The sequence below is a fragment of the Vreelandella venusta genome (genome assembly GCF_007989605.1).
GTDB lineage: Bacteria > Pseudomonadota > Gammaproteobacteria > Pseudomonadales > Halomonadaceae > Vreelandella > Vreelandella venusta.
On record NZ_BJUL01000025.1, the window covers coordinates 13,917 to 39,723 of the forward strand.

Annotated in this window: 24 protein-coding genes; 18 read left to right on the forward strand and 6 right to left on the reverse strand. The window is 51.1% G+C overall.

Annotated elements, in window-relative coordinates; all coding sequences use genetic code 11:
* Nucleotides 1-90 precede the first annotated feature (90 nt).
* From HVE01_RS18030 to HVE01_RS18045, 4 genes are all read left to right on the forward strand, one after another.
* Nucleotides 91-1,212 (forward strand): beta-ketoacyl-ACP synthase III, encoded by a 1,122-nt coding sequence (locus HVE01_RS18030; protein ID WP_146945270.1) that lies wholly within the window; start codon nt 91-93, stop codon nt 1,210-1,212.
* Between the two features lie 76 nt (nt 1,213-1,288).
* Nucleotides 1,289-2,089 (forward strand): MlaA family lipoprotein, encoded by an 801-nt coding sequence (locus tag HVE01_RS18035; protein WP_146945271.1) that lies wholly within the window; start codon nt 1,289-1,291, stop codon nt 2,087-2,089.
* Between the two features lie 8 nt (nt 2,090-2,097).
* Nucleotides 2,098-3,291 (forward strand): PP2C family protein-serine/threonine phosphatase, encoded by a 1,194-nt coding sequence (locus HVE01_RS18040; RefSeq protein WP_125746857.1) that lies wholly within the window; start codon nt 2,098-2,100, stop codon nt 3,289-3,291.
* A complete protein-coding gene (locus HVE01_RS18045) occupies nt 3,281-3,796 on the forward strand; it encodes an STAS domain-containing protein (protein WP_146945272.1) in 516 nt (171 codons plus the stop codon). Before HVE01_RS18040 ends, HVE01_RS18045 begins: the two co-directional genes overlap by 11 nt.
* Nucleotides 3,797-3,991: 195 nt before the next feature.
* On the opposite strand, the gene tal is transcribed toward HVE01_RS18045, so the two are convergent.
* Nucleotides 3,992-4,930: a transaldolase gene (gene tal / locus HVE01_RS18050; protein WP_146945273.1), complete on the reverse strand. Its 939-nt coding sequence runs from the start codon at nt 4,928-4,930 to the stop codon at nt 3,992-3,994.
* 216 nt (nt 4,931-5,146) lie between these two features.
* On the opposite strand from tal, the gene HVE01_RS18055 reads away from it, so the two are divergent.
* The 8 genes from HVE01_RS18055 to arsJ all read left to right on the forward strand — a co-directional run bounded on the left by HVE01_RS18055 (nt 5,147) and on the right by arsJ (nt 14,154).
* On the forward strand, nt 5,147-6,340 hold the full coding sequence (locus HVE01_RS18055) for a multidrug effflux MFS transporter (protein ID WP_146945274.1): 1,194 nt from the start codon (nt 5,147-5,149) through the stop codon (nt 6,338-6,340).
* 51 nt (nt 6,341-6,391) lie between these two features.
* Nucleotides 6,392-7,123, forward strand: a complete 732-nt coding sequence (locus HVE01_RS18060; RefSeq protein WP_125746865.1) for a sulfite exporter TauE/SafE family protein — start codon at nt 6,392-6,394, stop codon at nt 7,121-7,123.
* 129 nt (nt 7,124-7,252) lie between these two features.
* Nucleotides 7,253-8,266, forward strand: coding sequence for a substrate-binding domain-containing protein (locus HVE01_RS18065; RefSeq protein WP_125746867.1), 1,014 nt, complete (start codon nt 7,253-7,255; stop codon nt 8,264-8,266).
* Between the two features lie 153 nt (nt 8,267-8,419).
* Nucleotides 8,420-9,670 (forward strand): phosphate ABC transporter permease subunit PstC, encoded by a 1,251-nt coding sequence (gene pstC / locus HVE01_RS18070; RefSeq protein WP_146945275.1) that lies wholly within the window; start codon nt 8,420-8,422, stop codon nt 9,668-9,670.
* A gap of 18 nt (nt 9,671-9,688) precedes the next feature.
* The gene (gene pstA / locus HVE01_RS18075) at nt 9,689-10,855 is read left to right on the forward strand and encodes a phosphate ABC transporter permease PstA (protein WP_125746871.1); all 1,167 of its coding nucleotides are present in this window, start codon (nt 9,689-9,691) and stop codon (nt 10,853-10,855) included.
* A gap of 26 nt (nt 10,856-10,881) precedes the next feature.
* The gene (gene pstB, locus HVE01_RS18080) at nt 10,882-11,721 is read left to right on the forward strand and encodes a phosphate ABC transporter ATP-binding protein PstB (protein ID WP_125746873.1); all 840 of its coding nucleotides are present in this window, start codon (nt 10,882-10,884) and stop codon (nt 11,719-11,721) included.
* Nucleotides 11,722-11,870: 149 nt separating this feature from the next.
* The gene (locus HVE01_RS18085) at nt 11,871-12,932 is read left to right on the forward strand and encodes an ArsJ-associated glyceraldehyde-3-phosphate dehydrogenase (protein ID WP_146945276.1); all 1,062 of its coding nucleotides are present in this window, start codon (nt 11,871-11,873) and stop codon (nt 12,930-12,932) included.
* Between the two features lie 10 nt (nt 12,933-12,942).
* Nucleotides 12,943-14,154 (forward strand): organoarsenical effux MFS transporter ArsJ, encoded by a 1,212-nt coding sequence (gene arsJ, locus HVE01_RS18090; RefSeq protein WP_213017627.1) that lies wholly within the window; start codon nt 12,943-12,945, stop codon nt 14,152-14,154.
* A 9-nt stretch (nt 14,155-14,163) separates the two neighbouring features.
* On the opposite strand, the gene HVE01_RS18095 is transcribed toward arsJ, so the two are convergent.
* Genes HVE01_RS18095 through arsH form a run of 4 tightly spaced genes read right to left on the reverse strand, consistent with a single transcriptional unit; the run spans nt 14,164 to nt 16,732 of the window.
* On the reverse strand, nt 14,164-14,457 hold the full coding sequence (locus HVE01_RS18095) for a CC/Se motif family (seleno)protein (RefSeq protein ID WP_146945277.1): 294 nt from the start codon (nt 14,455-14,457) through the stop codon (nt 14,164-14,166).
* A 40-nt stretch (nt 14,458-14,497) separates the two neighbouring features.
* Nucleotides 14,498-14,902: an arsenate reductase (glutaredoxin) gene (gene arsC, locus HVE01_RS18100; RefSeq protein ID WP_146945278.1), complete on the reverse strand. Its 405-nt coding sequence runs from the start codon at nt 14,900-14,902 to the stop codon at nt 14,498-14,500.
* Nucleotides 14,903-15,997, reverse strand: coding sequence for an ACR3 family arsenite efflux transporter (gene arsB, locus HVE01_RS18105; RefSeq protein WP_146945279.1), 1,095 nt, complete (start codon nt 15,995-15,997; stop codon nt 14,903-14,905). It lies immediately after the preceding gene.
* Nucleotides 15,998-16,012: 15 nt separating this feature from the next.
* Nucleotides 16,013-16,732: an arsenical resistance protein ArsH gene (gene arsH, locus HVE01_RS18110; protein ID WP_125746883.1), complete on the reverse strand. Its 720-nt coding sequence runs from the start codon at nt 16,730-16,732 to the stop codon at nt 16,013-16,015.
* Between the two features lie 154 nt (nt 16,733-16,886).
* On the opposite strand from arsH, the gene HVE01_RS18115 reads away from it, so the two are divergent.
* Together HVE01_RS18115 and HVE01_RS18120 are read left to right on the forward strand one after the other, a co-directional pair.
* Nucleotides 16,887-17,312 (forward strand): arsenate reductase ArsC, encoded by a 426-nt coding sequence (locus HVE01_RS18115; RefSeq protein WP_146945280.1) that lies wholly within the window; start codon nt 16,887-16,889, stop codon nt 17,310-17,312.
* 8 nt (nt 17,313-17,320) lie between these two features.
* The gene (locus HVE01_RS18120) at nt 17,321-19,003 is read left to right on the forward strand and encodes a methyl-accepting chemotaxis protein (protein ID WP_146945281.1); all 1,683 of its coding nucleotides are present in this window, start codon (nt 17,321-17,323) and stop codon (nt 19,001-19,003) included.
* A gap of 38 nt (nt 19,004-19,041) precedes the next feature.
* Here HVE01_RS18120 and HVE01_RS18125 read toward each other — a convergent pair whose 3' ends face one another.
* Nucleotides 19,042-20,229, reverse strand: coding sequence for an acetyl-CoA C-acyltransferase (locus HVE01_RS18125; protein WP_146945282.1), 1,188 nt, complete (start codon nt 20,227-20,229; stop codon nt 19,042-19,044).
* A gap of 128 nt (nt 20,230-20,357) precedes the next feature.
* Between HVE01_RS18125 and HVE01_RS18130 the strand changes: the two genes are divergently transcribed.
* From HVE01_RS18130 to HVE01_RS18145, 4 genes are all read left to right on the forward strand, one after another.
* The gene (locus HVE01_RS18130; RefSeq protein ID WP_125746891.1) at nt 20,358-20,921 is read left to right on the forward strand and encodes a TetR/AcrR family transcriptional regulator; all 564 of its coding nucleotides are present in this window, start codon (nt 20,358-20,360) and stop codon (nt 20,919-20,921) included.
* A gap of 190 nt (nt 20,922-21,111) precedes the next feature.
* Nucleotides 21,112-22,782, forward strand: a complete 1,671-nt coding sequence (locus HVE01_RS18135) for an AMP-binding protein (RefSeq protein WP_125746893.1) — start codon at nt 21,112-21,114, stop codon at nt 22,780-22,782.
* A 16-nt stretch (nt 22,783-22,798) separates the two neighbouring features.
* A complete protein-coding gene (locus tag HVE01_RS18140) occupies nt 22,799-23,566 on the forward strand; it encodes an SDR family NAD(P)-dependent oxidoreductase (RefSeq protein WP_146945283.1) in 768 nt (255 codons plus the stop codon).
* A 253-nt stretch (nt 23,567-23,819) separates the two neighbouring features.
* A complete protein-coding gene (locus tag HVE01_RS18145; protein ID WP_146945284.1) occupies nt 23,820-25,625 on the forward strand; it encodes an acyl-CoA dehydrogenase C-terminal domain-containing protein in 1,806 nt (601 codons plus the stop codon).
* The last annotated feature ends 182 nt before the right edge of the window (nt 25,626-25,807 follow it).

Genomic DNA, 25,807 nt, shown 5'->3' on the forward strand with positions numbered 1-25,807 from the left:
AATAGGCTTACCTAGTTAAGCCAATGCACCAAGATGACAACATCGATTGACAGCCAGCGACTCTCAGCAAGCCGCTAAAAGGAGAAAGGCATGACACATGTGGTGATTACCGGTACAGGACTTTACACGCCGGAACACGCCATTGATAACGCGTCGTTGGTGACAGCATTTAACGCGTGGGTAGACAGCCAGAATGCTCGGCATGCTGATGCAATCTCACGTGGTGAGCGAGAGCCGTTGTCACACTCCAGTAGCGAGTTTATTGAAAAGGCATCCGGCATTAAAAGTCGTTATGTGTTGGATGCCTCAGGAATTCTTGATCCAGCCCGCATGCGGCCTAAACTGCCCCAGCGTAGTAATGATGAACCGTCTATTCAGTGTGATATGGCTACCCAGGCGGCACAACAAGCATTGGCAGCCGCTAACGTCGATGCTGCTGATATTGAGCTTGTCATCGTGGCGTGTTCGAATCTAGAGCGCGCCTATCCAGCCGTGGCTGTCGAAGTTCAGCGAGCGTTAGGCACCAGCGGTTACGGTTTCGATATGAATGTAGCCTGTAGTTCAGCCACATTTGCCCTTGAAACAGCGGCCAATGCAATCGCATCTGGTAGTGTAAAGCGAGCTCTGATTGTAAACCCAGAGATCTGCTCGGCACATCTCAACTTTACAGATCGCGATAGCCACTTTATTTTTGGCGATGCTTGTACAGCGATGGTGCTGGAAAGCCGTGACTGCGCCGTGTCTGATGAGCAGTATGAGATACTAGGTACGCGTCTAGTGACGAAATTCTCTAATGCGATTCGTAATAACGCAGGCTTCTTGAATCGCGTCACCGACAGTGACCCGCTGGCGCTGGATAAGTTATTTGTACAAGAAGGGCGGCGGGTATTCCGAGAGGTGTGCCCCATGGTAGCTCAACTGATTGCGAGCCATTTAGCCTCTCTAGAGCTGTCTGGAAGTGATTTGAAACGCATGTGGCTGCATCAGGCTAATCAGCATATGAATGACCTGATTGCGCGAAAAGTGCTAGGTACTGCGCCGAGTGAAACGCAGGCGCCCATTATTCTAGACCGCTACGCTAATACCAGCTCAGCGGGGTCGATTATTGCCTTTCACCTGCATCGTGAACAGTTAGTAAGTGGTGATATTGGTGTGATTTGTTCGTTTGGCGCAGGTTACAGCGCCGGCAGTGTTGTTATACGCCGTCGATAACCGTGCTTTGGGTTAATTGTTTTCAGGCGTGAAATGCGTCGAACCGCACGCCACCTATGTTGAAAGAGGAACTACCATGCTTGGGTTGTTAGCAAAGCAAAAAAGCGCGCTTAGTTGGTGCTACAAGGGATTGCCTGTCTTGCTGCTAGCCGTATTAAGCATGAGTGGGTGTGCCAGTTCTGGGGGGAGTGTTGGCGAGCAAGTCCAGCCTGAAGATCCTTGGGAAGGGTTTAACCGCCGCGTGTTTGCCTTTAATGACGTGCTGGACCGTTACACGTTAAAGCCAATCGCTAAAGGGTATCAGACAGTGACCCCCGATCCCGTGCAAACGGGCATAGGTAACTTTTTCGCTAACCTTAGTGACGTGCGCACCGCGTTAAATAGTTTACTCCAAGGCAAGCCGGCTAATGCGGGGCTTGCTACTTCGCGCTTTCTAATTAACTCGACGGTAGGTGTTGGCGGACTGTTGGATTACGCTACGTTGATGGAAATCAATGCCGACAAGGAAGATTTCGGTCAAACGCTGGCGGTGTGGGGATGGGATGACTCGCGCTATTTAGTGTTACCGTTGCTCGGTCCTAGAACACTTAGGGATGCCACTGGACTACCTTTTGACATTGCCGCTCATCCGCTTACTTATCTGGATGACCATGCGCTAAGGGATGGTTTAGCGGCACTGGATATTATTCATATTCGCGCAGGGCTACTTGATCAAGAAGACTTGATTAGTGGCGATCGTTACAGCTTTGTTCGTGATGCCTTCTTACAACGCCGTCAGTTTGAGATTAGTGATGGTGAGCTTGGGGATGACCCATTTGCTATGGACGATTTTGAATTCGACGATACCGATTTTGGTGACGACGATTTCGCCGATTGAGGCTTAATATGGATCATTCCAAGCAGTTGATCGCGGTGATCGATGAGCCAGGGCAAGAGCGTGACGCGCTAGCAGAAGCGATTACGTGCGATGGCTTGTGGGTATTTGCAGCAGATAATATTGACAATTTGCCTGCCGATACAGCGCTTATCGTTGCTCATGCAAGGGCAGTGCCGCGCCAGCAGTGGTCGCAGCTGACACATCGTTTGCCTACCTTAGTTGTCAGTGATTCTCGTCAGGATGCGGACCTGATTAAGGCCGTCGATGTTGGTTTAGTTGACTATATTGTTCATCCGCTACGCCATGCAGAGCTGTTGCGCCGGATGATTCGCAAAGCCATTGAGCTTCATACACTGGCTCAGGAGCGAGATCGAGACCGAGAGCGTCTGGCCGAATTAAACGAAAGCTTGGAAACGCATTTAGCCTTACTGCGTATGGATCAACAGAGCGGTGGTCATATTCAGCGCCGTTTATTGCCTATTCATCCCAAAACCATCAATGGTGTGTACTACGACTACTGGTTTGCACCTTCGCTGTATTTGTCAGGCGACTTCCTTGACTATCAGCGCTATAACGACCGCTATAGCGCGTTCTATTTTGCCGATGTGTCAGGGCATGGAGCGTCTTCTGCGTTTGTGACCGTACTGCTCAAGTATCTATGCAACCGATGGCTGAATGAGTGGGATGGTCAATCGCCAGAACAGTTGGCACCTAATTGGTTGGCGGCATTAAACAGAGAGTTACAAGACACTGATATTGGCAAGCACGCGACCTTGTTTGTTGGCGTGATTGACCACCAGGAGCAGACGCTTCACTATTCGCTCGGCGCACAGCTTCCTATGCCATTGCTAGTGTCTGGTGGTAAGCTAGTGCGTCTTGCAGGAGAGGGGATGCCAGTAGGTCTTTTTCCAGATGTAGAGTATCCTTCGCTCAGCTGTGCTTTACCGGCCGATTTTCATTTGTGGCTGTGTTCAGACGGTGTATTGGAATGCTTGCCGGGTAAGACACTCGACACGCGGCTCAAGGAACTTGAGCAATTAGTAAGTGAAAGTGTCACGCTTGAGCAGTTGCGCGATCGGCTAGCCAACACCAACTCTCTTCTTATCGAAGGTGATGCGGATGATGAGGCGAACCAGGACCGCGATGCTTTACCCGATGACCTGACAATCATGATGGTGAGCGGATTTGGTCATGCTGATTGAAGAGGGCCGCATTAAAGCGGCGTTCGACTCCGGTGTATTTGTTTTAAAATTATGTGGCGACGTGCGTTTGACGTTGTGCGCTACGCTTGATTCTCAGGCTCAGCGTCTAGCTGAAACGCCCGGGCTGACGGCGGTAATGATCGATCTGCGCGAAGCGACGAATGTCGATTCAACGGCACTGGGTTTTCTTGCCAAAGTTGCTATGGCGGTAAAAGGGCGCTTGGAGCACCCACCTACCATCATCGCTGATAATCCAGATGTACGGAAAATGCTGGATGTGATGGGTTTTTCACGCTTTTTTACGTTAATGGAAGCGCCATTGCAGCAAGCGTCGACGCTAACATCGGCCCTAGAAGACTTGCCTGCTGAGCCCGCTGACGAGGAGGGGCTGCGTGAACGTATTTTAGAGGCCCATCGAATTCTGATGCATATGAATGAGCACAACCGCGAACAGTTCCAACCGCTTGTGGAAATGCTCGAAGCGCAAAACTCGACGGCCCACTAGCAGCGCACTGCATCTGTCGGTAGGTTTCAAGAGCCTACTTGCCAAGGCCCTCCTGGGATAAACATCCAGGAGGGCCTGTTAGCTTTTGCTGCCGCCTATCTCTTTGTTAATGGTGCATGTGTTGACGGTGCATGTGTTGACGGTGCATGTGTTGACGGTGCATGTGTTAACGGTGCAGCGGAGTTGGCAATCGAATTAGCTGTCGCGAAGCTTGCTAAGCAATTCTTCGAGCTTGCGCTGGTCAGCCATAAACTTGCGGATACCTTCTGCCAGTTTGTCCGTCGCCATCTCATCTTCATTCATCGCCCAACGGAAATCTGCCTGCGCTAACGCTTCATTCGCTGCGCTGGAAGCTGCTTTGGGAATAAGTTGTTGCGGCAGTTCTCCTTGAAGTTCGTCTAGTTCGTTAAGTAGCGCTGGGGATATCGTCAAACGATCACAGCCAGCGAGCGCCTGAATTTCACCCACGTTTCTGAAGCTTGCGCCCATAACGATGGTGGAGTAGCCATGGCCTTTGTAGTAATCGTAAATGCGCTTAACAGACTGCACGCCTGGGTCGTTGGCACCGCTAAAATCTGTGTCAGGGGCTTTGGCTTTATGCCAATCGAGAATACGGCCTACGAACGGTGAAATGAGCGTTGCTCCAGCATCTGCACAGGCCTGTGCTTGGGCAAAGCCAAATAATAGGGTTAAGTTAGTGCGAATGCCGTCACGTTCAAGTTGGCGAGCGGCTTGGATACCTTCCCAGGTCGATGCCATCTTGATCAAAATACGCTCTGGGCCCACGCCCTGCTGGGCGTATCGCTCAATTAGCGAGTGTGCCTTGGCAATGGTGGCATCACGATCAAACGATAGTCGGGCACTGACTTCCGTCGACACGTAGCCGGGGACCAGTTCGCTGATTTCGCTGCCGATATCAACGGCTACTCGATCTACGGCGTCTTCCAAGTGGGTGCTTTGTTTAGCAATGCTGGCGAGCCGTGCACGTCGTTCTTCCTGCTGAGCAGCTTGCAAAATGAGCGAGGGGTTGGTCGTGGCATCTTGAGGCTGAAAGCGGCGGATCGCCTCAAGGTCGCCGGTATCAGCGACCACTGTGGTCATCTCTTTTAATTGGGTTAATAGGCTAGCTGCCATGCATCGCTCCTTAGTTGTAGATAGCTGTCGTTGAGATAGTACTTTTGAGATAGAACTCTTGAGATAGCGCTCTTTGCGATAGTTGCCGTTGGGGTACTTTAGCAAGGGCATTACGTGGCGAACAGAGACCGACAAATGTAATGAAATCGATTATGATTAGCGGCCTATCTATTCAGCGGCATTCTCTGCTGATTAATGCCAACGCCAAGGATGTTTATGGAACTTAATCCTCGTCGGGTGGCGCTGTTGGTGGCGGCCAACACAGCGCTCGCGCCGTTTGCGATTGATGCTTACTTACCAGCCATGGGGATTCTGGCCGAAAGCATCAATGCGAGTATTCATCATACTGAACTCTCAATCAGTATGTTTTTATTTGGCTTCGCCATTGGTCAGCTATGCTTTGGGCCGCTGTCGGACAGAATGGGACGTAAGCCTGTTTTGCTCAGTGGTTTGGTGGTGTTTATGCTCGCCAGCCTAATGATTGCCACTGTTGATAGTTTGCCCTCTTTGTTGGTATGGCGGTTCATTCAAGCATTGGGTGGCGGCGCCTGCGTGGTGAATTCAGCGGCTATTGTGCGCGACTGCTTCAGTGGACGTGAAGCCGCTAAAGTCATGTCGACGATGGCCATGATTATGATGCTTGCGCCGTTGGTGGCACCTGCCGTGGGTAGCCTCTTGCTGCACATTGCGGGATGGTGGCTGATATTTGTGTTTTTAGCCGCTTATGCAGGATTTTTGCTTTGGCTGCTAGGTACTCGTTTACCCGAGACACGAGATACTAACTTGCCTGCTGCTTCGCCACGTCAAGTCGTACGTAACTATGTCAGTGTGCTGCGACACAAGGAGGGGATGGGCTACATTTGCGCTGTCGCAGCTTCATTCGCTGGGCTGTTTGCTTTTGTAACCGCCTCTCCATTTTTATACTTAGACTACTTCTCACTATCACCGAGCGTTTACCCCATGGTGTTTGGTGTCAATGTTTTGGTCATTGCGCTATCTAATCGCGTCAATATTCATTTGTTGCGTAAACGTTCACCACAACAAAATTTACGGCTAGGGCTAACAATTCAGTTAATTGCAGCACTGGGGCTGGCTATTGCGACAGCGCTTAATTTGGCGTCGTTATATGTGGTGGTGCCGCTAGTCATGTTGTTTACCGGCATGATTGGTTTGATCACACCTAATGCGATTTCTGCGTTATTGGATCATTTTGGTCATATCAGTGCCACAGCGACTGCGCTGCTAGGTGGCATCCAGTTTAGCTGTGGCGCAATTGCCGGGGTGCTAGTGGGCTTATTTCAGGTGGAGCACCTATGGCCGATGGTGCTTACTATGCTGGGAGCCGCATTGCTGGGTAATATCGGCGTCCGCAAACTGACAAAAAAGCCCGTTTACGGTGATACGTATTGAAGCTTTATGCTGCTAAATGGTGTTGGTGAGAAAGTATGATGATTGATTCAGATGAATAGCCTGATGTCATGGATAGATATGCCACTTGGCGTGTGGTTAGCCTGTTCAGCCGTATTAATGCTGGGGGCTTTCGTGCAGCGTGCGACAGGGTTCGGTTTGGCAGTGGTCGGGGCGCCGCTATTGTTGATGCTGGAGCCACGTTTGGTGCCAGTGGTTCTCGTGTTGTTTGGGTTCACTGTTTCATTGCTGATGGTACGTCACTACTGGCAAGAAATACGTCTAGACGCGATAGGCATTGCCTTGATTGGCCGCTTGCCGGGAAATGCACTGGGCATTTGGTTATTATTAGCTGCCCCCTTGGTGGTGCTCGAAAAACTGATCGCCGCTATCGTGCTGTTTGCTGTGGTCGTAACGCTGTTTCGTTTTCATCCTCCGGTAAACCGTGTAACCCTGTTCCTGGCTGGTGTGCTATCAGGTGTTTTTGGCACGGTAGCTGCTATCGGTGGTCCTCCAATCGTCCTGTTAATGCATGGCTTTCCACCTGATCGCATGCGCGGCAACTTAGCTGCTTTCTTTATTTTGACCTCTCTACTAACGCTTATGACACTAGCCCTTGCGGGCCAGGTGTCCGCTTGGCATTTTAAATTGGCGTTGACGTTTCTACCTGCAGTGCTAATCGGTAACGCCCTGGCAGATGTGATTGCTCATCGGTTGGATAGGCGGTTACTACAAGGTGTCTCCCTCGGGCTATGTACGTTGGCAGCGTTGGGGCTGTTAATTTAACACCAGACACAAGTGGGACTGCGGGTAAAAAAAATTAGTGATGTTATGCCGTGTCACAAAGTTGTCATTGAAACGGTGCAGAGTACGTTCTGCGAAGGCCAAAACCTTACATCGACAGGAGTATTTCGCATGAACCGTATTCTTAAAACGACCGTGATAGCGGCTGCCGTAATGAGCGTTGCCGGTGTTGCCCAGGCACGTGACCAGATCCGCATCGTAGGTTCCAGTACCGTTTATCCGTTTGCCAGCTACGTTACTGAAGAGTTCGGTGCCACTACCGGCAACCCTACTCCTGTTATTGAATCAACAGGTTCAGGTGGCGGCTTGCGTCTGTTCTGTAATGGCCTTGGTGAAGGTACACCCGATATCACCAACGCTTCACGTCGTATGAAGCCCTCCGAATTCGAGCGCTGTGAAGAGAACGGCGTTACCGATATTACCGAAGCTAAAATCGGTTCTGATGGTATCGTTCTTGGCCAGTCTGCTGATAACGACGAAGTCAACTTTACCTTGGAGCATATTTTCCTAGCGGTTGCCGCTCAGGTTCCGGTTGATGGTGAGCTGGTTGATAACCCTTACACCAACTGGAGTGAGATCGACGGTTCTCTGCCGGATCGTGAGATTTCTATCTATGGGCCGCCCACGACTTCTGGTACCCGCGATGCTTTTGAAGAGCTGGTGATGGAAGTTGCTTCAGAAGAGCTGGGAGCCTACGGTGACGAAGGTTACACCGAAATTCGTTCAGACGGCGTTTATATCGACGCGGGCGAAAACGATAACCTGATTGTTCAGCGTCTATCAGAAGATACTGGCGCCTTTGGTATCTTTGGCTACTCCTTCCTTGAAGAAAACACTGACACTATTAGTGCAGCAAGCATCAATGGAGTAGAGCCAGAAGTTGAAGCCATTAGTTCAGGCGAATATCCGGTTGCTCGTTCGCTGTGGTTCTATCTCAAGAACCAGCACGCTGATGAAGTAGCACCAATGTATGACTATGCCAACATGTTTATGGAAGAGCTAATGATTGGCAGTGATGGCTACTTGATTGATATTGGCTTGATTCCGCTGCCCGAAGCTGAGCGTGAACAGGCTCGCCAGCGCGTTGCTGACCGTGCCCAGTTAACGCTTGAAGATCTGAAGTAAGGTTAGTACCGCTTGATACAAGAGGCCGGTAGCACAAGCTACCGGCCTTTTAGTTTGAGTTGGCTATATCTTGGTGTATGTCACATTGCTGTCATGTTTTTACGCCAAAGTAGTCGCCAACACGATTTCATTAGGTGATGCGAGAGAAATTCGATGCAAACTAACCAGCTACTTCTACTCTTTTGCACTGTGCTCTTGCTGTTTGGGCTAGTGGCCTACTTTATTGGCCGCGCAAAGGCTTCCCGTGTGCGCGCGTCTGGGACTGCAATGTATGCGCAGCCAGACCAGTATGCATGGTTTGCTGTTCTCTCAACTGCGGGGCCTGCGGTGTTAGTGGGCGCAGTCGGCTCTTTGCTGTTATTGCTGCTAGGAGCGGATATCCCCCCGCTGTATTTATTTGCCGCGAGTCTTGTTGTGGCCGCCGCGGGCTTGGCGGTAGGTGTTGCTCAAATAAAGCCTCAGTTCCACGCCCGCCAAGCCATTGAGCGCGTAATCCGGTGGATTTTAGCAGGCGCGGCACTGATCTCGATTTTTACAACCTTTGGAATACTTTTTTCAATTATTTCAGAGGCTTTGCGCTTTTTTAAAATGCATAGCTTCTGGGATTTTATCACCGGCACCACTTGGAACCCAGGCGCGAGTTTTTTAGCCTCGGCGGGTCGTGGTGACGGCAGTGGTGCCGAGTTTGGCTCAGTGCCGCTATTTGCGGGCACCTTCATGATCACTGCTATTGCGATGCTGGTAGCGGTGCCGGTAGGTTTGCTCTCTGCTATTTATATGTCGGAATACGCGCCAACAAAGGTGCGCACTGTTGCCAAGCCTGTACTTGAGGTGTTGGCAGGTATTCCAACAGTGGTATACGGCTTCTTTGCTGCCATTACCGTTGCTCCAATTATTGTAAACATTGCCGGGTTTTTTGGTTTAGACGCGTCTTATAACAATGCCGTCGCACCCGGTGTGGTAATGGGAATTATGATTATCCCGTTTATTTCATCGCTTTCCGACGATGTCATTAACTCTGTGCCAGACAGTATGCGCCAAGGCTCGCTCGCATTGGGCATGACGAAAGGCGAGACCATTCGTGATGTGGTTATACCTGCTGCTTTACCTGGAATTATTTCTGCGTCATTGCTTGGTATGTCGCGAGCGCTAGGCGAAACAATGATTGTGGTGATGGCTGCGGGAATGCGACCTAATCTAACGGCAAATCCATTAGAAGATATGACAACGGTGACGGTGCGCATTGTGGCGGCGCTGACTGGCGACCAGGAGTTTGAAAGCGCAGAAACACTGTCAGCGTTTGCTCTGGGCTTGGTGCTGTTCGCGGTGACGCTGACGCTCAATCTCGTCTCAGTCTTAATGATTCGCCGCTTCCGTGAAAAATACCGCGTAAATAACCTGTAACGCCGAGGAACTGATTCGATGAGCCATACTTTTGACGAGATCAGCCAGCAGCTAAAGCGGCGTCACCGCAAGTCAGCACGCTTGAAGTGGGTATCCATGGGCGCGCTGGGGTTGGCAGGTCTATTTTTGTTGCTGTTCTTTGCTGACATGTTGAGCAAAGGGTTGCCAGCTTTTCAGCAGGCGTACATCAATACGGAAATTCGTTATTCAGAAGAAGCTAGCCGCGACGGCCGCCAAGCCTTTGATAACGAATTGCTACCACTGATTAGTCGCACCGAGGTGAGGGTAGTTCCGCTGCAACTGCGTAACAACCCTGAACTAATTGGTACGTCAGAGCAACGTTGGTTGTTGGCGAACAGTGAAGTAGATCAATATCTAAAAGGGCATCGAAATCGCCTCAGCGACCAAGAAAAGGCCGAGATTGAGGAGCGCGTAGCTGCTGGCCAAGTTGATCTACGCTTCAATAAAACGTTCTTTGGTTCTGGTGATTCAAAAATTGCTGAGAATGCAGGCATTTTGTCGGCGGTTGTTGGCACAGTGATGACGATGATCGTTACTTTGCTGATCGCATTTCCCATCGGTGTAATGACCGCGATTTATTTAGAAGAGTTTGCGCCAGATAACCGCTTTACCCAAGCAATTGAAATCAATATTAACAATCTAGCTGCTATCCCTTCGATTCTATTCGGTTTACTGGGCTTAGCGATCTTTATTAACTTCTTCGGGGTGCCGCGCTCTTCGCCACTGGCAGGTGGTATGACCTTGGCACTGATGACGCTGCCGGTAATTATTATCTCCACCCGTACGGCGCTGCGAAGTGTACCGGATTCTATTCGCCATGCGGCATTTGGAGTAGGCTGCTCACGCTGGCAGGTCGTGCGTGATCATGTTCTTCCTTTGGCGATGCCGGGCATCATGACTGGTTCTATCATCGGTTTGGCACAGGCGATGGGTGAAACAGCGCCGCTGATTATTGTTGGAATGGTGGCATTTATCCCTGATGTAGGGGCTTCGTTTACTAATGCTGCAACGGTAATGCCCGCTCAAATATTTACTTGGTCAGGTGAGCCAGAGCAGGCGTTTGTAGAAAAAACCGCCGGCGGTATTTTAGTGCTGCTCACCATACTTATCTCACTCAACGCCTTTGCCGTTGTACTACGTAAGAAATTTGAGCGTCGCTGGTAGGCCAGCACGTCATAGAGGACACTACTATGAACAGCCATGTACCTGTCATGAACCAGCAGAATCTGCCCGATGTAGGGCAGCCCTATACGCGTAATGAAAAGGCTTGCCATGATTTAAGTATTCGCGTTCGTGACTTAAATCTGTGGTACGGCAAAACCCAGGCGCTAAAAGGGTTAAATATAGATCTGTTTCAGAAGAATGTAACCGCGTTGATTGGCCCTTCTGGGTGCGGTAAATCGACCTTTTTGCGCTGTCTTAACCGCATGAATGACCTGATTCCTAGCGTGCGCATCGAAGGGGCGGTCGAGATGGATGGGCAGGACGTCAATGCTGCTAAGATGGACGAAGTCGCGTTGCGCCGTCGTGTTGGCATGGTCTTTCAGAAGCCAAATCCTTTTCCTAAATCGATCTACGAAAATATTGCCTACGCACCGCGTATGCATGACTTAGTCAGTCGTAAGGCTGATCAAGACGAGCTTGTTGAGAAGGCGTTGCGTGATGCAGGCCTGTGGAATGAAGTGAAGGATAAACTGCAGGAGCCTGGCACCTCGTTATCCGGCGGCCAGCAACAGCGTTTGTGTATTGCACGCGCGATTGCTGTACAGCCGGATGTGATTTTAATGGATGAACCGACTTCGGCGCTTGACCCGATCTCGACCGCAACCATCGAAGATTTGATGGATAAGCTGAAAGAGCAGTTCACCATTGTTACCGTGACGCATAATATGCAGCAGGCCGCACGGGTAGCTGATTACACGGCGTTTTTCCACCTGGGAGAAATCATTGAGTACAACGATACTAAAGTGATGTTCTCAACCCCAGCACAGAAAAAGACCGAAGACTATATCTCCGGTCGTTACGGCTAACCAAGACTGCCTGCAGGCTAGCCCCAAGCTAACCTGCAGGCATTTTTTTATTTTTTCATATATGTTTTTTCGTATATTGGCATTGCGAATTTTTGCACTATTCATTTATTTAGACGTTCATGAATACGTTTATCTAAATAGGAGGCCCCATGACATTACGTATCGGTATTAACGGCTTTGGTCGTATTGGTCGATTGGCACTGCGAAGCTTATGGGCTGAGGTTGAAGCTGGGGCAGTAGAGCTTGTGCGTATTAACGACCCTGGCGGCGATTCGGCAACGTTTGCTCATCTGCTTGAGTTTGATTCGGTGCATGGCCGCTGGTCTCCAGGTGAGGGGATTGTCGCTTACGACGATGCGATAGTTGTAGATGGTAAAACGGTTGCGTTTAGTGCCAATAAAGCGATTGCCGACAGTGACTGGTCTGCCTGTGACGTGGTCATCGAGTGTTCGGGAAAAATGAAAGAGACCGCCAAGCTCCAAGCGTACCTTGATCAAGGCGTTACGCGCGTAGTGGTGAGTGCACCGATTAAAGAAGAGGGCGTGCTGAACGTGGTGGTAGGTGTCAACGATCATCTTTATGATCCCTCTCGGCACCGGATCGTAACGGCCGCTAGCTGTACCACCAACTGCTTAGCCCCGGTCGTTAAAGTGATTCAGGAAACCTTTGGTATTCGCCATGGTTCGATGACGACGGTACACGACATCACCAATACTCAGACGATCCTAGATGCGCCGCACAAAGACCTACGTCGCGCTCGCGCCTGTGGTATGAGTTTGATTCCAACGACAACGGGCTCTGCAAAAGCAATTACAGCCATCTTTCCCGAACTGAAAGGCAAGCTGAATGGCCATGCCATTCGCGTACCGCTGGCCAATGCATCGCTCACCGATATGGTGTTTGAGCTGGAGCGTGAGGTCACGGTGGAAGAGGTCAATCAAGCGCTGAAAATGGCCGCGGAGGGAGAACTCGCCGGTATTTTGGGATATGAAGAGCGCCCGTTGGTATCGATTGATTACCGCACTGACCCGCGCAGCTCCATTATCGATGCGCTTTCTACCATGGTGGTCAACGGTACTCAGCTTAAGCTATACGCCTGGTATGACAACGAGTGGGGCTACGCCAACCGCACGGCCGAGTTGGCGCTAATGGTAGCTGGTGAGGGGACAGTTAAGGAGCAGATCGTTAGTGAGCAGATGGGTCGTGGCTGATTCGCTAAAGATGTTCGCACGCGTAAAGGCGTTACCTTTCGAGGTGCGCCAATACATGCTGATCACAGGCAACTACTGGGCGTTTACCATTACCGACGGCGCGCTGCGCATGCTGGTGGTGATGTATTTCCACCAGCTAGGCTACTCGCCGCTGCAAATCGCCATGCTGTTTCTGTTTTATGAAGCGTTTGGCGTAGTGACCAACTTGATCGGCGGCTGGCTAGGTGCGCGGCTAGGCTTGAACCGCACGATGAATGTGGGGTTGGGACTGCAAATTGTTGCGCTTGCGATGCTGATGGTGCCTGCAGGGATGCTCACGGTTGTTTGGGTGATGGCGGCGCAGGCGCTGTCTGGCATTGCTAAAGACTTAAATAAAATGAGTGCTAAAAGTGCGGTCAAAGTACTGGTGCCTAAAGAGAGTGCCAATGCCAATAGCGCGCTCTACCGTTGGGTAGCGATGCTGACCGGCTCTAAAAATGCGTTGAAAGGCTTAGGCTTTTTTATTGGGGGAGTACTGCTGACGCTGATTGGTTTCCGTGGTGCGGTGATTGCCATGGCGGTAATGCTTAGCGCGGTATTAATGGTCTCTTTATGGCGCTTAAAGGCAGACTTAGGCCGCCAAAAGGTAAAGCCCAAGTTTTCGGAAATCTTCTCTAAGTCCCGCGCAATTAACGTGCTTTCAGCGGCGCGCTTTTGCCTGTTTGCATCCAGGGATGTTTGGTTCGTAGTGGCATTGCCGGTATTTCTATACGATCAGCATGGTTGGAGTCACTGGACTGTAGGGGGATTACTGGCAGCATGGATTATTGGCTACGGTGGGGTACAAACCCAAGCTCCTAAGCTTACCCGATTGATTAAGGGGGATGCCCGTGCGCTAACCGCAGGGTGGGCAGCCGCTTTAGCGGTACTAGCGATTGTGTTGGCGTTGTTACCGCTGTCGCAGGTGGGGTGGCTGGTGGTCGGGCTTTTGGCCTTTGGCGTACTATTTGCGATTAACTCTAGCTGGCACAGTTACCTGATCGTTCATTACGCTCGTGCTGATGGCGTCTCGATGGATGTCGGTTTTTATTATATGGCCAACGCCATGGGCCGTTTGGTAGGAACGCTGCTGTCAGGCTGGTTGTATATGGCTTACGGACTGAGCGCCTGTCTTTGGGTATCGGCGGCCTTAGTGGCAGCCAGCTCAGTGATGGCACTGGCGTTGCCTAGACAAGCTGCTTAAAACCCGTTTCTAGCCTGCTGATAACGCCGCGCCATCCACATAAAGGTGGCGCAATTTCCACCAGCCTTCCACGCCAATGCGCAGTCCTTGGTTAGCAAGGCCGGGATCAATATAGATCGAAACACTCTCTTGAATATGGTGCTGATAGTGCTGGGTATCTTCTGGATAGTGCGCTTCGGCTACCGCTAGATTGGCGAGGCCTCCACAGCAGCCGTGCCGTGGGGAGAGACGGACGGTCACATCGCCGCCTTGTTGTTTGATGAAGTCGACGGCGTTGCTGTCGATATCAATGACATGGCTCATTGCTCACCCCGCACTATTGTCCTGGTATGTGGTTCCTATATTAGCTCGCTGGATAGTAGATAGTTTCGCCATTCTCTTTGGTAAAGTGTGCAACGGGTTGTTCAAGCAGCTCCAATACTCGTTCGGGTGGGCGACACAGGCGCGCGCCTTTTTGGCTAATGACGATAGGACGATTGATCAGAACCGGGTGCGCTAGCATGGCGTCAAGCAGCTGATCATCGTTTAGCGAAGAATCACTCAATTTTAGCTCATCAAAAAGCGCGCCCTTTTGGCGCAGCAGTTCTCGTGGTGACATCTTCATTATCGCCAGTAGCGCTACTAGCTGCTCTCGATTGGGCGGTGTTTCCAAGTAGTGGATTACCTCGGGGTCTTCGCCCGACGCCTTGATCATTGCCAGTGTATTGCGCGAATTACTGCAGTTAGGGTTGTGGTAGATGGTGACCATTCAGGGGGAGCCTCTCAGGTTATGCGAATGAATAGGTGAAGGAAAATGCCGGCGCGTGTTGTTGGCAATGCGTACCAGTGCGAGCATAAGCGGTACTTCAACTAAAACACCCACTACTGTGGCTAACGCGGCGCCTGATTGTAAACCAAACAGTGCAATGGCTGCTGCGACCGCCAGTTCAAAAAAGTTGCTGGCACCGATCATAGCGCCTGGGGCAGCGATGTTGTGCGGCACACGCCATGCTTTAGCCCAACCGTAGGCAATAAAAAAGATCAAGAACGTTTGAATAATCAGTGGAATAGCGATCAATACGATATGCAGTGGATTGTTTAGAATAACATCGCCTTGGAAGGCGAATAGAAGCACGAGAGTGATGATTAACCCGATGGGGGTGATGGGGCCTACGCGCTTCATAAACACGTTGTCGTACCATTCAGCTCCGCGCTTGGCGATCAGTGCTTTACGGGTGATATAGCCAGCGGTAAGCGGGATGACGATGTACAGCACGACCGATAAAATAACCGTGTCCCAGGGCACTTGGATGTTTGAGATTCCTAGTAACAGCACCACCAGCGGCGCAAAGGCAAACAGCATAATCAGATCATTCAAAGCTACTTGAACCAGTGTGTAAGCGGCATCACCTCGGGTCAGGTAACTCCATACAAATACCATCGCGGTGCAAGGGGCTGCCCCCAGTAGTATGGCACCTGCTAGATATTGGCTGGCCAGTTCCTCCGCAATAAATGGCTGAAAAACCACCATGAAAAACAGCCAGGCCAAGGCGAACATGGTGAAGGGTTTAATCAGCCAGTTGACCGTGGTGGTAATGGTCAGGCCCTTTGGGTGGCGGCGCACTCCGGCAATAGCACTGAAATCAATCTGCGCCATCATGGGGAAAATCATCGCCCAAATTAATACGGCAATCGGAATGGAGACCTGGGCATACTCGAAGCGTGATAACACCTCTGGCACGGCAGGGGCGAACTGCCCAATTGTAATTCCAGCGACAATGGCAATTGCTACCCATACGGAAAGGTAGCGTTCAAACAGCCCCATATCGGCACTGCTGGGTGATGAGTTACGCTGGTTTGTCATAAAACCACTCCCTGATCAAATAGCACGTTGGCTGACGCGTTTGGAGACTTCTTCAGCACTCTCTTTGCGCTCAGAATAACGGTCGGTCAGTAAATCGCTGCGCTCACAAACCAGCAGCGTGAACTTCATCAGCTCCTCCATAACATCAACAATACGATCATAAAATGGAGAAGGTTTCATACGGCCGCTGTCATCGAACTCCATAAAAGCTTTAGGTACCGAAGACTGGTTGGGAATCGTCACCATGCGCATCCAGCGCCCTAAAATACGCAGCTGATTCACCGTGTTAAACGACTGGGAGCCACCGCACACCTGCATTACTGCAAGCGTTTTGCCCTGAGTGGGGCGAACGCCGCCTAAGGCAAGAGGAATCCAGTCAATTTGTGCTTTCATAATGCCAGTCATTGCACCGTGGCGTTCAGGTGAGCACCACACCATGCCATCGGCCCACTGTGCCAGCGTGCGCAGCTCATCCACTTTAGGATGGCTTGAATCTTCCGCATCCGGCAGGGGCAAGCCACTAGGATCAAAAATCTTTGTATTTGCCCCCATTGCATTGAGTAGCCGAGCGGCTTCTTCAACGGCTAATCGACTGAATGAGCGTTCCCGCAGTGAACCGTAAAGCAGCAGGATTTTGGGGGCAGGCTGGTCACTCGAGGGAAGCCTCAATGTTGCATGATTGGGAGCTTCAAATAGGCTGCTGTCTACGTTGGGTAAATCATCAAGCAATGCCATTGGTAATGCTCCTTTGATGTCGAGGTAGTGGGTGTTGATAGCTATGATATATGTTTTTTCATATGTTTGTGCCAGTAACTAGCAGGCTGCAACAAAGACGTCATCATGAAGGCGTAAATTGCTGTAATTACACCCATCAAGAGGTCACTTACTTATGCCAAAGCGTCGCGTGCTGTTCCTCTGTAATGCCAATTCTGCACGGTCTTTGATGGGAGAAGCGCTGCTTCGTCAGATGGCCAGTGATCGCTTTGATGCTTTTAGCGCAGGTTCCGAGCCCGATGAACCCCATGCGCTAACGTTAGAGGCACTGCATAAACAAGGGCTTGCTACGGAAGGGTTGCGTAGTAAGGCCCTGGATGAGTTTGAGGATGACTACTTCGATTTTGTCATTGTCCTCTGCGACAAGGCGCAACAGGTTTGCAGAGACTGGCAGGGGCGCGCCAGAGAAGTGCTTTTCTGGGATATTCGTGATCCGAGGCTAATTAGTAAATTAGATGCATACGAGCAAGCGCTCTTAGAGATTCGTCGGCGTCTGCAGCTATGGCTGTCTCTGCATGCTGATAATCAGCTACGTGGTTGAAATAATTTATGCGTATGGTGAATAGTTTAAGCGTCAAAACGAGCTTGACGCTGGTGTTAGTGATCTTTACTTGTCTGATATTGGCGATTGGTGGGTTGGGGTTATTTGCCAATCACTTTGGCCGTGAGGCGTTTACGTCGCTGCAGCAGCGAGATATGAATCAGGTACGTGAACTTAACGGGGCCTATACCCAGTTGCTGCGTGCTCGTATACAAATGAACCGAGCTGCTGAGCTAATTCGCACTCCCTCTTTTGAGCGTCCAGAACCTTTGTTAGAGGAAGCAGAGAGTTTGTTGAGTACGGCTTCAGCCCGTTTTAACGCTTTCCAATCGAGCTTTTCTGAGGAGCAGCGTCTTGAGCTTGTGGATCAGTTAGCGAATGATTTCCGCTCGTTGGTTAATAATAACTTAAGGTTGCAAATGATGATGCTGGAAGAGCGTGATGTTCGAGGCTTCCTATCCGGCGAGTCACGCGTAGATGACAGCAGCCAGCAGTTTGTGAGTACGGCGGAAGCTTTCTACGGTTATTCAGTTGCCCGCGGCGCAGGGCTGCTTGATCGCTTTCACAAAGTGTCGTCGCTGCTGTTTGGGGGAGTGCTTGGCGTTATTGTTGTGGCAATGTTGGTCATCGCGCTAGTGGTATGGGGCGTGCGTAACAATGTTTTGCAGCCTCTGCGTGCCATAACGCAGCACTTTAAGCGCATCGCCAAGGGTGATCTATCAACGCCAGTCGAAGCCCATTCCGATAATGAAATTGGTTTGTTGTTTAGCGAGTTGGCAAACATGCAGCATTCGCTGATGTCGACGGTGAACCACCTTAACAATAGTAGCCAGCAGGTTTATACCGATAGCCAAGAGATGGCTGCTCAAAGCCAGCAGTTGGCGGGGCAGACTGACTCGCAAGTAGCCGCGCTCGTGCAAATGTCGGCAAGCCTCAAGCAGTTAACCGCAACCGTGAACCAGAATGCACAAAGCGCGGCGCATGTGAGTCAAGCGACGACGGGTGTCGCTCATAAAGCGCAGCAAGGTGATCAGGTAATTGCCCAGTTCATAGCGACTATGCAGGCCATTAACAAGCACTCCGAAGAAATACAAAGCATCATTACCATGATTGAAAGTATTGCCTTCCAAACGAACATTCTGGCTTTGAATGCTTCTGTCGAGGCAGCGCGTGCGGGTGAACACGGGCGTGGCTTTGCGGTGGTGGCCAGCGAAGTGCGTGCGCTAGCAACGCGCAGTGCTGATGCGGCACATGAGATTCGGTCGCGTATTGAAGCATCTCGCCAGAGTGTTGAGCAGGGGAGTGAGTTATCCCAGCAAGCGGGTGAGCACACGCGCGATATTATGCAGTCGGCCACTCAGGTAGAGCAGTTGATGGCCAAAATAGCTTGCGCGTCGGAAGAGCAGCGTCATGGCATTGAGGAAGTGAATAGGGCGGTCACGCAAATGGATCTGACAACCCAGGATGCGCTGAAGCTGGTCAATCACGCAGCCAAAAGTGCAGAAGGACTAACTCAAGAGGCTCTGAAAATGCGTGAGTATGCTGGTCAATTTCGCATGCCTGAGGGGCTGCTTAGCAATAATTCTGAAGATGTCAGTGATGCTACAGAGGAACTCCAGTCATTGGACTGGCAGACATTCGCCGCTTCAGAAAAGTATAGTGATAGTGAGGATAGGCGCGCCTTGGCATGATCGGCATGACATGGCAAGGCGCGGGTGGGGTGATTATATTAGTCGATTAGCTCAACGGCTACTGCGGTGGCTTCGCCACCACCAATGCAAAGGCTGGCAATGCCACGTTTTCCACCTTGGGTGCGCAGGGCGTGAATAAGCGTCGCAATGATGCGTGAACCTGTTGAGCCAATTGGGTGCCCTTGGGCACACGCGCCGCCAAACACGTTGACTTTCTCGTGTGGCAGTCCCAAGTCATCCATCGCCATTAGCGTTACGACAGCGAACGCTTCGTTAATCTCAAACAGATCAACGTCGTTAACGCCCCAGCCAAGCTTTTTCATCAGCTTTTCAATGGCACCGACTGGCGCAATGGTGAATTCGCTTGGATGGCGGGAGTGGGTGGTATGGCCAAGCATTTTAGCTAGTGGCTTCACGCCATGGCGCTTAGCGGCTTCGTGGCTAGCCAAAATAAGTGCAGATGCGCCGTCGGAAATTGAACTAGCGTTGGCAGCCGTAATGGTACCGTCTTTGGCAAACGCCGGACGCAACTGGCGAATTTTATCTAGCTTGGCTTGAAAGGGCTGTTCATCATGCTCGACCAACGTTTCACCTTGGCGAGAGGTGACTGTTACCGGTGCCATTTCTGCCGTTAAATGCCCCTTATTGGTGGCGTCCATAGCGCGCTCTAGAGAGGCAATAGCAAAGTCATCTAGGCGCTCGCGGGTGTAGCCACGCTCTGAGGCAACATCCTGAGCGAAAACCCCCATTAATTTACCGGTTTCGGCATCTTCTAAGCCGTCAAGGAACATATGATCTTTTAGTTCGCCATGACCTAGACGGTAACCACCACGCGCTTTAGTGAGTACGTGTGGGGCATTAGACATTGATTCCATGCCACCCGCGAGCAGTACTTCCCCTGTCCTGGCTTTGATCAAATCGTGGGCTAGCATAGTGGCTTTCATGCCAGAACCACACAGTTTATTGATCGTAGTCGCACCATTGGCATCGGGAATGCCGGCCTGACGCATGGCCTGGCGAGCTGGCCCTTGTTTTACGCCGGCGGGTAGTACACAGCCCATGATGCCTTCTTCAATAACGGATGCTTCGATACTCGCTCGCTCTATGGCGGCGCGGATTGCAACGGCCGCAAGTTCGGGAGCCGTCATGCTGGAAAGGCTCCCCATCATGCCGCCCATTGGCGTGCGGGTGGCAGATAAAAATACAACCTCGGTGGCATTACTCATTTGTGCGTCTCCTGTCGGATTTCTTGTGATTATCTTGCGGTAAGCTTAGTGATGCGTTGACCCGTTGGCGGGGCTGTGGTCTTCTCCTAAGTAACCAAGCAAGCGCTAGTGTAAATGACATGAATGTAATGAATGCTTCCCCTCGCCGCAAGGAATTGACACGTTTAGCGGCTCAGCTATTCGTCCAAGAAGGCTTTGACCGCACCACGGTGCGCATGCTGGCGCAAGAAATGGGTATCAAGTCTGGCAGCTTGTTCCATCACTTCAAAGATAAGCAGGAAATCTTAGCTGCGGTAATCGAAGAAGGTACCCAGAATGCTCTTGGCATTGCTAAAGCAGCGCTTCAAGAGTGCGACAATGATCCTGAGGCGCGGCTGCATGCCATGGCCCGAGCGCACTTAGAGACGCTGTTCGCTGACCGAAATGCCCATGTGGTGGCGTTATTTGAATGGCGACGGTTAGATCCGGATGCCAGTGCCCATTTAAGCCACCTGCGGGATGCCTACGAAGCACTGTGGGTAGAGGTTATCGACGATGCGCTGGCCGCTGAACTTATTCACGGTGATCGCTTTCTGGTGTCGCGGTTTATTTTGGGCGCACTCAATTGGACGGTTCGCTGGTACGACCCGAGTGGGCCGCGCACACCCGATGATTTAGCCGATGAACTAGTTGCGATGATCATGGCCCGTTAATACCTCTTCTCGACCAACGTCTAATCCGTTTACGGCGCTGATTGCTTGCGCTCCCGCGTAAATGCTTTTAGCGTTAGTTTAATTGCAAGGTTTCCGTTAACGTAAACGGACAAAAATAAAGCGTAAGATCGAAACCTGGCCTGTCTGTTTGCGTACAACTGCTCACGACTAACAACATAAGAGAGCCATCATGACAGCAACATCAGCGTCACTACCCACATATTCCACCTTCCTAGAAGGCTTTACGGTTGACACCATGATTGCCAGGCTGGACGACCATCAGGATGGTTGCCTTAATGCCTTTGAGGCATGTTGTGGTCGTCATGTGCGCCAGGGGCGAGGCGATGTGCTGGCGCTCGTGCAGGAAGATATCAATGGACAAACCCATACGCTGACGTATGCAGAACTAGACGAGCAGAGTGGTAAGCTTGCTGGTTGGTTTAAGGCCCAAGGGCTTGGTGAAGGGGACCGTATTGCCTGCATGCTGCCGCGTTCAGCGGCGCTGTTAGTGGCGGTTCTTGCCACTTGGCGAATTGGTGCGGTCTATCAGCCGTTATTTACCGCGTTCGGCCCTGACGCGGTGGATTATCGTCTAGGGCGCGCTGACACCAAGCTGGTTATTACCGATCATGCTAATCGCTTCAAGTTTGATGGGCTAAGCCAATGTCCACCTGTTTTGGCCGTCGGTGGGGCCACGAGCGAACACCCTAAAGATCATGATTGGCAGACTGCGTTGACGCATACGTCAATGAGTGAAAAGCCACCTCGTCTTGCCCCTGAAAAACCTTTTCTTCAGATGTTTACGTCGGGCACGGTAGGCAAGCCAAAGGGAGTGGCTGTGCCGCTTTCCGGTATGACAGCGTTTGCTCTCTATATGGAACTGGCAGTCGATCTTCGCGACGATGATCGCTTTTGGAATATGGCTGACCCGGGTTGGGCATATGGGCTTTATTACGCGATTACTGGGCCGCTGCTGCTCGGTGTTACCACGCACTTCTGCGAGGCAGGTTTCAGTGCAGAAGGTGCCTTGGCGTTCATGAAGCGCCATCATATTACTAACTTCGCCGCGGCGCCCACGGCGTATCGCTTAATGAAAGCGTCAGGACTGTTCGATGATGCCCATCAAACGCTAGAGCTTCGCGCGGCAAGCTCTGCAGGTGAGCCTCTAAACACAGAAGTAGTGACCTGGGTGGAGAAGTCGTTAGGTTGTCCGGTTATGGATCACTATGGGCAAACAGAAACCGGCATGACCTGTAATAACCATCACTCCCTTGATCATCCTAAACATGTGGGAGCGATGGGCGTGCCAATGCCGGGCTACCGCTTGGTCATTTTGGATGCCGAATATAACGAACTGCCGCCTGGTGAGCCGGGGGTGCTTGCGGTAGATATCAAAAACTCACCCGCTCACTTCTTCCAAGGGTATACCTGGCAAGAAAAAGATCCCTTTGTGAACGGTTACTACCTAACTGGCGATGTCGTTATCCGCAATGAAGACGGCTCGTTTCAGTTTGCCGGACGCGATGACGACATTATTACCACCGCAGGCTACCGGGTTGGCCCTACGGATGTTGAAAACAGTGTTATGACCCACCCAGCGGTTGCAGAATCGGCCGCGGTTGGCCAGCCAGACGAGATTCGTGGCGAGGTCATTAAATCTTATATCGTATTGCGTGATGGGTATCAGGCGAGTGAGGCACTTGCCGATGAGATCCGCCAGCAGGTGCGTGAGCGTCTGTCTACTCATGCGTTTCCCAGGGTTATCGAATTCGTCGATGAACTGCCAAAAACGCCTAGCGGCAAGATTCAGCGCTTTAAACTTCGTGCCCAAGCGACTGAGCAAGCACGCAACGACAAATAATCAAAGGAAAGTTGAAATGCAGGTGAAGGATTGTACGTTTTTAATTACTGGTGCAGCTTCAGGACTAGGTGCGGCTACAGCAGAGCGTCTAATAGCAGCCGGTGGAAGCGTTGTATTGTGTGACATGAATAATAGCGTGTTGGAGCATGCTAAACGCTTAGGTGATCGTGCAGTGGCCTGCATAGCTGATATCACCTCTGCCGAGCAAATGCAGCAGGCAATTGACGAAGCGATTGCATTGGGAGGCGAAAGCGGCCTTTCCGGTGTTATTCACTGTGCTGGGGTCGTTAGCGTGGCCAAACTGGTTGATCGTAATGGCAATCCCGCAGACCTGGAAAGCTATGCAAAAACGATCAACATTAATTTAGTGGGTACGTTTAATGTGATGCGTTTGGCGGCAGCCGCCATGGCCAAAAATACTCCCAATGAGAGTGGTGAGCGGGGCGTAATTATTAATACGGCTTCTATCGCGGCATTCGATGGGCAGGTGGGGCAGTGTGCTTATAGTGCTTCGAAAGCTGGTGTGGTTGGCATGAGTTTGCCTGCTGCTAGAGAGCTATCACGCCATGCGATTCGCGTTATGGCGATTGCGCCTGGTGTTTTTGAAACGCCCATGATGAGTGAGATTCCTGATGAAGCTGCTCAGGCTTTAGCTGCTGCGGTGCCTTTCCCCAAGCGGTTGGGCAAGCCAGATGAGTTTGCTCAGCTGGCCGAGCAAATTATCACTAACCCAATGTTGAATGGTGAAGTGATTCGGCTGGATGGCGGCATTCGAATGCAGTAAATAGGCTGGAAAATTAGTAGCGTCTAATAGCCTGCCAGCACTTTTGCTGGCAGGTTTTTTTGTTTATAGATCAATTTTTTATCGGTTAGTCGACCAAAGTTGTAGCGGTTTTGGGTGTTATATTCAAACGACCGCTTGACTATGGTGCTGCTGCGCGCTAGTTTTCAAACATGTGTTTGAAAGTGGCTTTTTTGAAATCCCAGCCGTACTAAACATGTAAGCCACTTTCAGCCCCCAGCTCAGGAGAAGTGACATGCCCAGCTATCAAGCCCCCTTACGTGATATGCGTTTCGTTATGGACGAAATGTTTGATTATCCCAGCCACTATGCAGCGCTGCCCTGTGGTGATGACGCGTCTCCAGACGTCGTGAATGCGATTCTTGAGGAGGGCGCACGCTTTGCTCGTGATGTGCTACTTCCGCTCAATCAAAGTGGTGATGAAGAGGGGTGTTTGTTAGAAGGTGGCGAAGTTAAAGCGCCGCAAGGTTTTAAAGAGGCCTATCAGCAATATGTTGAGGGCGGCTGGCCAAGCCTAGCAGCAGATCCTGAACAGGGCGGCCAAGGTCTTCCGCCCTCATTGGCGATGATGCTGTCTGAAATGATCTGCGCAACTAACTTAGCGTGGGGTATGTATCCAGGGCTTTCCCATGGTGCGGCCGATGCACTTCGGCACCATGGTACTGATGAGCAAAAGGAGACCTATCTTACCAAACTGGTTGAAGGCGTTTGGACGGGCACTATGTGTCTCACCGAGCCACACTGTGGTACTGATCTCGGGTTAATTAAGACGCGTGCGGTGCCTAATGAAAGTGGTGCCTACTCCATTACGGGTACTAAGATCTTTATTTCTGCTGGCGACCATAATCTGGCAGAAAACATTGTACACCTCGTATTAGCCAAACTGCCCGGCGCTCCTGAGGGCTCGAAGGGTATTTCTCTATTTGTTGTACCTAAGTTTATGCCAGATGCTCAAGGCAATCCCGGCGATCGTAATGGCGTTTCCTGTGGCTCGCTCGAGCACAAAATGGGCATCCACGGTAATGCGACTTGTGTGATGAACTTTGATGGTGCGACGGGCTATTTAGTTGGAGCGCCCAACAAAGGCTTAGCGTGCATGTTCACTATGATGAATGCCGCACGTCTAGGTGTGGGCATTCAAGGTTTAGGCTTAATTGAAGCCAGTTTCCAAAACTCGCTCAGCTACGCTCGTGACCGGTTACAAATGCGTGCTCTTTCTGGTGCTCAAGCTCCTGAGAAAGTAGCAGACCCGATTATTGTTCATCCGGACGTGCGCCGTATGCTGCTAACCCAGAAGGCGTTCGCCGAGGGTGGTCGCATGCTAGTGCTATATACCGCTCAAATGCTAGATATCGTTGAGCACGGTAAGCCCGGCGAAGAGAGAGAGCAGGCTGAAACTCTGCTTGGTCTATTAACGCCTATCGTGAAAGCGTTTCTCACTGAAGTTGGTTTTGAGTGCACCAATGAAGGCGTGCAGATTTTTGGTGGTCACGGCTTCATTAAAGAGTGGGGAATGGAGCAGCTGGTGCGTGATGCGCGCATTACCCGTCTCTATGAAGGTACTACCGGCATTCAAGCGTTAGACCTGCTTGGCCGAAAGGTGTTGATGAGCCAGGGCGAATCGCTAAAAGTATTCACCAAAGAGATCCATAAGTTCTGTAAGGCGGAAGCTGATAACCCTGCTCTAAAAGAGTTTGTTGAGCCGCTAGCGAAGCTGAATGCTGAGTGGGGTGAGCTAACCATGGGCGTGGGTATGAAAGCCATGCAAGACCGTGAAGAAGTGGGGGCGGCTAGCGTCGACTACCTCATGTACTCCGGCTATGTCACCTTGGCGTACCTTTTTGCCCGCGCAGCTAAGCAGTCGTTGGTGGAATTAGAGGGTGACGATAAGGCGTTTTATGCGGCCAAGTTGAATACTGCTCGTTTCTATTACCAGCGCCTGCTGCCGCGTACTAAAGCACATGCTCAGATGATTCAAGCGGGGGCGGGAAGCCTTATGGCGATGTCGAGCGAAGATTTTGGCTTGGGCTTTGAGATTTAAGCTTTTGAGATTTAGCTCAACAGGAGTGGTTATTCTGCAAAAGCACATTCATCTGTAGGCTTAACTGAGCACTCTCTGGTCAGGGGACTGATCGGTGGTTTGCGGCAGGCTTGTTCTTAGAACAACACCTGCCGCTTTTTTATTTCAATTTATTTTCCAATAGCCCTTGCCAAGACGGCAGC